Genomic DNA, 246 nt, shown 5'->3' on the forward strand with positions numbered 1-246 from the left:
TCCCACTTTGACTGTTTAGGGACATGTGTCTTTTTCTTGAGCCACTGCTTGGCAGCCCACCAGACCCAGGCAATGAATGTCACCAATTTGAGCAGGGAACAGGCTTTCAGACCTTTAACACAGCCTTTTCTTCTTGGAAGAGTTGGAGTTGGCTTGACTTCTTGACGCTGAGCGTCCTTCTCCTTGGTGGCCAGTAGGAGGTCTTTTTGACTCCTTTCTGCTTGGGCTTTTGTCAATGCAGCTGTG

Annotated in this window: 1 protein-coding gene; it reads right to left on the minus strand. The window is 49.2% G+C overall.

Translation table 11 applies throughout. The features are described from left to right. Window positions 1–246 (minus strand): hypothetical protein (locus IEQ44_RS17425; protein ID WP_227487699.1); only part of this gene is annotated, 246 nt, incomplete at both ends.

It is taken from the genome of Nocardioides malaquae (genome assembly GCF_015070385.1).
Taxonomy (GTDB): domain Bacteria; phylum Actinomycetota; class Actinomycetes; order Propionibacteriales; family Nocardioidaceae; genus Nocardioides; species Nocardioides malaquae.